Origin of the sequence: Streptomyces glaucescens, from assembly GCF_002154375.1 — a bacterium.
Lineage (GTDB): Bacteria > Actinomycetota > Actinomycetes > Streptomycetales > Streptomycetaceae > Streptomyces > Streptomyces glaucescens.
Genome location: NZ_MUND01000515.1, coordinates 1 through 8,027, shown reverse-complemented (window position 1 = coordinate 8,027; position 8,027 = coordinate 1). Strand labels below are relative to the sequence as shown.

The 8,027-nt window shown below is 72.1% G+C and carries 4 protein-coding genes and 1 pseudogene; all 5 read right to left on the bottom strand.

Annotated features, from left to right (window positions below):
- Positions 1–498 precede the first annotated feature (498 nt).
- Positions 499–702 carry a cold-shock protein gene (locus CCN42_RS30000; protein ID WP_086736582.1) on the bottom strand — a complete coding sequence of 68 codons (204 nt, stop codon included), beginning with the start codon at positions 700–702 and terminating at the stop codon, positions 499–501.
- A 756-nt stretch (positions 703–1,458) separates the two neighbouring features.
- Positions 1,459–2,382 carry an aminoglycoside phosphotransferase family protein gene (locus CCN42_RS29990; RefSeq protein WP_086740329.1) on the bottom strand — a complete coding sequence of 308 codons (924 nt, stop codon included), beginning with the start codon at positions 2,380–2,382 and terminating at the stop codon, positions 1,459–1,461.
- Positions 2,383–2,603: 221 nt separating this feature from the next.
- Positions 2,604–7,157 carry a caspase, EACC1-associated type gene (locus CCN42_RS29985; RefSeq protein ID WP_086740328.1) on the bottom strand — a complete coding sequence of 1,518 codons (4,554 nt, stop codon included), beginning with the start codon at positions 7,155–7,157 and terminating at the stop codon, positions 2,604–2,606.
- Positions 7,158–7,159: 2 nt separating this feature from the next.
- On the bottom strand, positions 7,160–7,681 hold the full coding sequence (locus tag CCN42_RS29980; RefSeq protein WP_086740326.1) for an effector-associated constant component EACC1: 522 nt from the start codon (positions 7,679–7,681) through the stop codon (positions 7,160–7,162).
- Between the two features lie 98 nt (positions 7,682–7,779).
- Positions 7,780–8,027, bottom strand: a pseudogene (locus CCN42_RS43875) (hypothetical protein); the annotation flags it as partial.

Here is an 8,027-nt window from a genome sequence, read left to right as displayed (position 1 = left end):
GGCGGGGCGGCGGCCGTGACCACTGGAGCGGCTGGGCGCGCCGGACCGGCGCGGGGCCGGCGAACCGAATCGGCTGCCGGCCCTTCCGGAGCCGGCACTGCCGTCACGGGTACGGGCGAAACGGTCGTTCGTGCGTGTGCGGTTCATGCGGAACCTTCCTCGATGCGGCACATATCAAGGAATTCCCGCAGCAATAAGCGGCACGGAGAATTGCAGGAATGGGCCGTAGAATGCGACAGCGGATCTGGCTGACGGAAAAGCCGTGCAGGCTCAGGCGCTGAAATGAATGGGCGCGATGTGGACTCACCATCCGGAGCGTCCACTGCGATGTAGCGGTGAAGGGATGCGTCTGCACCCCTGAAGGGCGGTCCGTGTGCGGTAAGCCTACGGATTTCTTGCCCGTCGTCCGCAGGCGAAATCACTGCGGGAAACGCATGTAGCTGGGGCCCGCACCCCGAGGGATGCGGGCCCCAGCTACAAGTAATGCGACAGTCAGCGTCAGGCGGGAACGATGTTCTCGGCCGTCGGGCCCTTCTGGCCCTGCGCGATGTCGAAGCTCACCTTCTGGCCTTCGAGCAGCTCGCGGAAGCCCTGGGCGGCGATGTTCGAGTAGTGGGCGAAGACGTCAGGGCCGCCGCCGTCCTGCTCGATGAAGCCGAAGCCCTTTTCCGCGTTGAACCACTTCACGGTACCAGCAGCCATGTCATTTCTCCTTCGGGGCAGTGCATACGGGATCCGCACCGTGCGGACGCCGTGTCGCCGCGATGATCACCCCGCCCGGAAAAGACCGGAAATACAAAAGCGCTCCCAGCGGCACAGCCGACTGGACAGCACTTGAAGTTTCGGGAACCACAACTGCAACTGAGATCGACAGTAGCACGCCGCAGCGGCTCGTGTGCGGTGAAGAATGCCACCCTGCTCATTGCGGCAGAGAATCTGTCCGCACGTTCCGTTGAAATCTCAGCCCGCGGGCACAGATATTGGCCCACCCGCGCGACGTCATATTCGCGTGCCGCGCTTCCGCGACCCGGTCCGCCGTCACCCCCCGGAAGACCGGCTCGGCAGCGTCCACGTCACCTGGATCCCCTCCACCGGGTGCTGCCTGCCTCCTGCACCGGCCCTGCGGTTCTTCAGACGGAAGGTGAAGCGTCATCAACGCCGCCGGCGACGCTGCCCCCGACGCCTGGCAACGCCTCGTCGCCCACATGCTCCGCTCCTACGCCAACCCCGGAGCCGCCTGCCCCCATGCCTGACGCGCCCGCACCCACTGCCCTCTACCGCGCCATGGTCCGCCTCACCCGCTCGCTTCCGGGTGACGAAAGGGGCCGATCAGGCGGTTGGGACAAGCCGGGTGCCTCACTGGTGACAGCCGAGCTGCTTCGGCCGGTCTCTCGTTCATCAGCTCAACCGGCTGTGCCGGTGACAACTACCGGTGCTTCGGCTCAGTTGAGCGCGGGGTTACCGTTTGAACAGCGATTCCGCCATCGCGATGGCGGACGGGGCGAGCCGGGTCTCGCCGTCGTCGATGTCCCAGAGTGAGTTCTGCAGCAGCCGTCCCAGGGTCCAGCCGGTCGCGCGTGCGCGGTCCAGGCCGAGGACATCGGTGAGCAGGTCGAAGCGACGCCGCACAATGCGCAGGGTGTCGCCCTTCGCGACGACGCCGTCCCACTTGCTGTCCAGGGCGGGCCACAGATCGAATCCTGGGTCGCCGGCTAGAGGCTCGGGATCGATGGCGATCCACGGCTCGCGCTGTGCGGCGAGAACGTTGTCGTAGTGCAGATCCCAGTGCAGCATCCGGTCCCCGGGCTCATCGGCCAGTTCGGCCACCGCCGACGCCCAGTTCCGCAGGAGTTGGCGGTCGGCTGAGTCAGACAGACTTGTGATCGCCTGTGGGACCCGTGCCAGCATTTCGGAGGCGATTTCGCCGAGGCTGCGCAGTCCCTGCGGCGCGGGGACTGCGACCAGCCGCGCGTGAAGCTCGGCGAGGGTGCTCATTGCCACGTCGTCGTTGCTGATCGAGGCCAGCGTGCGAGCTGCCTCCAGGCGCTCTAGGAGCATGCTGCTGCTCACAGGGTCATGATCGAGTAGCCGCACCATCCACTTGCCGTCCCAAGCACGCAGGCCGATCAGTGCAGCGGTGGTCTCTTGTCTGGGCATCTGGAGTTTGAGGACCGCAGGCGTGCCGTCGCGGCGCAGCACCGGCAGCACCAGTGAGGCTTCTCCGGCTCCTGCGGTGCCGTCCCGTTCCAGCTCCCAGCGTTCCAGCATTTCCGCCGCGAGAGCCGGTAGCCCGGCGATCCAGGCTCTCCCCTCCTCACCGAAGCTCGTGGCGTACGACGCCGCTAGGTGCTGCGGGACCTCGCCTGCTTCTAACGTGCTCACATCAGGCCCCCTCCACCCGGGATCGAGTTCGCGCCGCACGCTACCGGAGGTCAACGGACGGCCTGCCGTCGCGGCACACCAGCCGTCTCGAATCCAGTGCGGGTACCGGCCGTGACCTCGTGAAATCGACGCGAAGTAGCGGGACCGCGAGGCGGATTTCACCGGGCGGCGCCCGTTCAGGACGCCCCTGCGTCAGGCGCGGCCAGAAGGCGCGTGGGCGCTCACTTCCCTTTGGTGCAGGAGTCGCGGTGTTCTAAATGCGGGAACAGCGCCTTCCAGCGGTCCTTCGACAGACTGACGGGTTGTGAGCGGCACATGGCCTTGTAGAGGCGGTCGGTGTCGTAGTCGAGGATGTACGTGTTCCGCTCGTTGGCCAGGCCCGGCGCGTCGGTCTGGGTGGTGACCGCCAGCCAGCTCCTGCCCGAGGGTAGCCGGACGGACTCCGCGCCCTCCAGGGTGGCGAGCTCCGGGGTCGCCCAGCGGCCGTCGCGGCCCAGGGACCAGATGCGGTAGGGGCTGCCGGTGATGGCGTGACGGCCGTCGGGTGTGGCGGCGAGGGACGTGATGGCGCGGTCAAGGCGTACGGTCTCGCGCTTCTTCCTCGGCTTGCGGGGATCGGACACGTCCCAGAACTCGATCGTGCCGTCGGCGGCCGCGGTCGCGAGTTCGTCCTTCCCGGCAGGGAAGTAGCTCCCGGGAGCGGCCGGGATCCGCTCTCCCTCGACCGGACGCGCCGGCCGGGAGAGGTCGTACAGCCGGATCGTGTCGCCGCTCTCCTCGGTGATGAGCAGCTTCGACACATCGTCGTACATCGCGCCCTGGCGCAGCGCCGCGTCCTCGATCACGTCGCCCATGCGTGGATGATCGGGGTCGGAGACGTCCCAGAACCGCAGGTGCCATCCGTTCTCGACCGTCACGACGGTGTGCGGGCCCGCGAACCAGAGGCTTCCCGTGTCGAAGAGCCCGCCCTTCGCCTGCGCGGGGATGTCGGCCCGGCGTACCGGCTTCGCGGGGTCGCTGATGTCCCACAGGGCGATGGCGCGCTCCTCCCCCGAGCCCACGGCCAGCAGCCGGCCGTCGGGGCTGACGGTGATGTGCGGAACGTCGGCGGTGTACCGGATGCTCGCGCTGCGGTGCGGCTGGCCCTCGGCGCCGAACCGCCAGAGCTGGAGGGTGTGGTCCAGCCCTCCCGCCCAGTGGTGGGCCAGCAGGACCGGGTCGCCGTCCCGGCCGGTCAGGAACCAGTTCGCCTCCCAGTCCTTCGGGAGGGTGTAGCGCGGCTTCGGCGAGCCGTTGTCGCCGATGGTCCAGATCCGGGTGGTCGTGGAGAGGTCCGGCTCGTCCTCCTGGGTGATGAGCAGCCTGCCGTCGGCGCTGATGGGGCCCGTGCCCGCCACCTCGTGCTCGGGCAGGTAGCCGGGGAGCGCGGGCGCCCCGACGCGTTCGGTCCACAGCCGGATCTCGCCGCCCACCTCACCGGCGGCCAGGTAGCGGCTGTCGGGGCTGTAGGCGACCGACTGGACCGGCTGCCCTGCGGACAGCACATTGAGTTCCGGCTTGATCTGGGCCAGCTCGGCCGCCTCGGCCGTCGCCCTGAGCCGCCGTACGCCGTCCTCGCGGTCCGCCCCGGCGAGGAACCTGCCGTCCGGGCTGAAGGCGAGCTGCGGCATGCCGTCGTAGCCGCCCCAGCTGTCCAGGTAGTCCTCGGCGGGCACCCGCAGCAGTTCCCTTCCGTCCGCCACCTTCCACCAGGCCGTCTTCCCGCCGCCGCCGTTGGCGACGACGAGATCGCGGCGCGGGTGGGCGGCGACGGACGTGACCGAGGCGGTCTGCTCGGTGTCGCGCAGGACGGGCCGGCCGGGGTCGGTCAGGTCCCACAGCCGCACCTGGGCGGGGTGCCCGTCCGCGCCCGGCCCGTTGCCGTTGCCGGTGATCAGGTGGTGTCCGTCGCGGGTGAACGCCAGGGAGATCAGCTCGGCTTCGGCCACGGTGCGCTGCGCGCGCAGCGCCGGGCGCGCCGGGTCGGAGACGTCCCACAGCCGCAGCCGGCCCTTGTCGCCGCCGGACGCCAGGGTCCGGCCGTCGCCGCTGAACGCCACGCTGAACGTCGTCCTGCTCCCCTCGACCGGCAGCTGTGCCAGCCGCTTGGGCCGTCCCGGGTCCGCGGTGTTCCACAGGGTCAGTTCCGTACCTGTCTGCGCGGCCAGCAGCGGCTCGCTGGGGTGGTGGGCGAGGGCGGGCCTGCCCCTCACCTGGAAGCGGCCCCCCTCGGCCGGCCGGCCGGGATCGGACAGGTCCCACAGCTGTACCCGGCCGTTCCGGTGGCTCGCGGCCAGCGCCTTGCCGTCCGGGCGGTAGGCGAGGTTCAGGACGGGCTCGCGGTGGGGCTCGGCGGGGGTGAGGTGGACCGGGGTCAGGGTGATCGCCGCCGCGTACAGGCTGGAGCGGGTCTCCGGGGTCTCGGCCGTGCGGTACGCGGCCAGGCTGAGGCGCAGCGCCGTCCCCGGGTCGCGGTCGCGGATGCGGTCGGCGCGGCCCGCGAGCTCGCGGGCGATCAGCGTCCGCTCCCGGCTCGCCGCCTGCCCGTTCTCGTAGATCGCCCAGCCCGCCAGGGAGGCCGCCACCAGGGTCAGCACCGACAGCACGGAGACCCACGCCCGGACGGCGCGGCGCCGGCGCCGCTCGGTGGCGTCGCTCGCGGCGACGAAGTCGCGGACCACCTGCCGTACGGGCGCCGCCCCGGCGGTCCGGCCGGCGGCCAGCTCACGTGCCTCCCGCAGGTCGATGCCCCGCCACAGGCCGCTGGGCCCGCGTCCGCCCTCGTCCCAGCCCTCCGCCGCGGCCGTCAGCCGCCGCAGCCGCAGCAGATCGCCGCGGACCTCCTCGATCCAGCCGGTCAGCCGCTCCCACGCGTGCAGCAGCGAGTCGTGCCCGAGCTGCGCCCCGCCGTCCTCGTCCACCACGACGAGATGGGCGTCGGCGAGGAGCCGCAGCAGGTCCTGCGCGTCGGCCAGTTCCCCCCGCGGCACCCTGCGGCGCACCAGCCGGCCCTCGCCGTCGGCGACCTGCACCATGGCGAGCATCAGGGTGCGCAGCCGCTGCCGGCCGTCCTCGTCGAGGCCGTCGTGGATCCGGTCGGCGGCGCGGGCGACCGCGTCGCGGATACCGCCGGCCTGCTGGTACGCGGCGTAGGTCAGCGTCGCGTCGCGCCGCCGCAGCCAGATCTCCTGGAGGACGTACGCCAGATACGGCAGCGCCGCCGCGTCGCCGGTGCGTCCGCCGCGCCGTTCCTCGTTCACCTCGCGCAGCAGGATGCGCGGGACGCCCGCCTCCCACCGCAGTCCGGCGTAGCGGGCGGGCTCGACGATGGCCGCCTCGATCTCGTCGTCGTTCAGGGCGGGCACGACGAAGTGGTCGCGTTCCGCGAACGGGGCGAGATGCGGGTCGCCGAGGACGTCGCCGTGGTAGTCGGCGCGCAGCGCCAGCACGACGCGCGGGCCGCCGGTCGAGGTGAGCGCGGCGGCGAACCGGCCCCGCTCGGCCTCGGCCGCGCCGTGCGTGAAGTACTGCTCCAGCTGATCGACGACCAGGACCCCGGGCACCGGCCCGCCGCGCGCCCCGGATCCCGCGCGGGTGAAACGTCCCTGCTCCAGATCGCGTACGACCTCGCCGACCGGGCGGCCCACCGCCTGCGCCCACGCCTCGGCGAGCCGCCGGAACGGCCGCGCCCCGGGTGCGGGCACCAGGCACACCGGTCCCAGTCCCGCGCGGTGCGTCGCCACGCTCAGTCCGGCCCGCAGCAGCGACGACTTGCCGACGCCGGAGTTGCCGATGAGCACCAGCGGTTCCCCCGGCCGGGTCCCGGTGACCCTGGCCAGCAGCCGCTCCGTCATCTCCTCGCGGCCGAAGAAGAGATGGTGCTGTTCGGGCAGGAACGGGCGCAGGCCCGGATACGGGCACTCGGCGTCCGCGTCGTCGCCCGGCGTCGGCGTTGCGTCCGGGGCGGGCTGCGCGGGGTAGCGGCGGTTGGTGGTGAGCACCAGCTCGGCCATGCGGGCGGTGCCGCCGCCGTAGGGGCGGGCCGCCTCGCCCTGGAGCCGCTGGTCGAGCAGGCGGTAGACCCCACCGAGCGTCAGCAGGCGCGGGGCGCCCGCGTCGCCCTCCCGCAGCAGCTTCAGCAGATGGCCGGTGAACAGGGTGTACTCGGCGCCCACGGGGGCGTAGGCGAGGGTGTTGCGCTGGGCCGAGCCAAGCAGGTAGCTGCCCTGGGGACGGGACGCGCCGAACGGGTCCGGGGCGGGGGCGCGGTCGGGTTCCCGGGCGTTCCCGGCGAAGCAGCAGTCGAGGATCAGCACCGGGTCCGCGGCGGCATCGCCGAGGTAGCGCTCGATCTCCGCGTAGGGCACCGCGTGGGCGGTGTCCGTGAGGGACTTCGTCGCGGCCGTCGCGAGATACAGCCGTCCGCCGGGCCCGCGTAGACCGTGGCCGACGAAGCAGAAGACGACGATGCCGCTCTCGGGCCGCTCCTCGGTGGGAGCCGCTCGGTCGGCGGCCTCCGCCAGCGCCTCCAGCACCTCGCTGGGTGACGCGGGATCCGTCAGTACGCGGACCCGGTCGCCCATGCCGCAGTGGGTGCGCAACGTCTCGGCCAGCGCCTGCGCCGAGGGCACGGCCGCGGGCAGATCGTGCAGCCGGTCTCCCGGGTGGCGGCCTGTGCCGACCACCACCGCGTGACAGCCGGGTCCGGTCAGATCCGGCCCTCTCCGTAACGGCATGGTCAGTGCGCCCCCTCGGCCCGGTGCGTTCCGTCTCCGTCCGCCCGGCGCGAACCGTCCCCGTCGGCCTGCCGCGTGCCGTCCCCGCCGGACGGTTCGCGCTCGCCCGTGTCCGGCGCGGACGGCTCCCGCTCGGCGTCCTGAGCCGATGGCTCCCGCAGGGCCCCCGCCACCCGCTGGGCCAGCTCGCCGGTGCCCTCCGCGGTCAGCGGCCGGACCTTTTCGGAGGCGACCACCAGCTGGGTGCCGTCCGGCCGGTTGATGGTGACGGTCACATTGCTCCGCCGGTTCTGCAGCCAGACGACGAGGGCGGCGCCGGCCGCCGCGGTGGGCCCGCCGGGGGCGAGCAGCAGGGTCACCAGCTCGCTCCAGGCACCGCCCATCGCTCCCGCGGGCGCGCTGTCCGCCAGGTCGCGCCGCACGAGTCCGCGCAGTTCGGGATCCTGGCGCAGCCAGTCGTACAACTCGTCCGTGGCGCTCGCGTGGTCGCCGGTCTCCGCCTGTACGCCGAGTGTGAAACGCACCCCGCTCCTCCCCCTCCGGCACGCCGCCGCCGTGCCGATCATCCGTCCCTGAGTCCCCAACTCCCCTTACCCACTCGCCAGTTCCCCGCACATCACAGTCACGGCACGGCGAAGCCGAGGGGGCGTTCCCCCGCCGGCAGCCGACGGGTGTGCTCGCTGTCGAGGTCGACGATGGTGAGACCGCCGTTGATGTAGGAGGTGCGGCCGTCCGGGGAGACGGCAACGTCCTCGCGCGGGCCCGTCGAGCGGGATGACGTTCTCCGCGCCGTCCGGGGTGCGGGCGGTCGGGGACGGTCCGTCGTCGGACGACGGGTCGGCGGGACCGGTGCCGACGACGAGGAGGGTG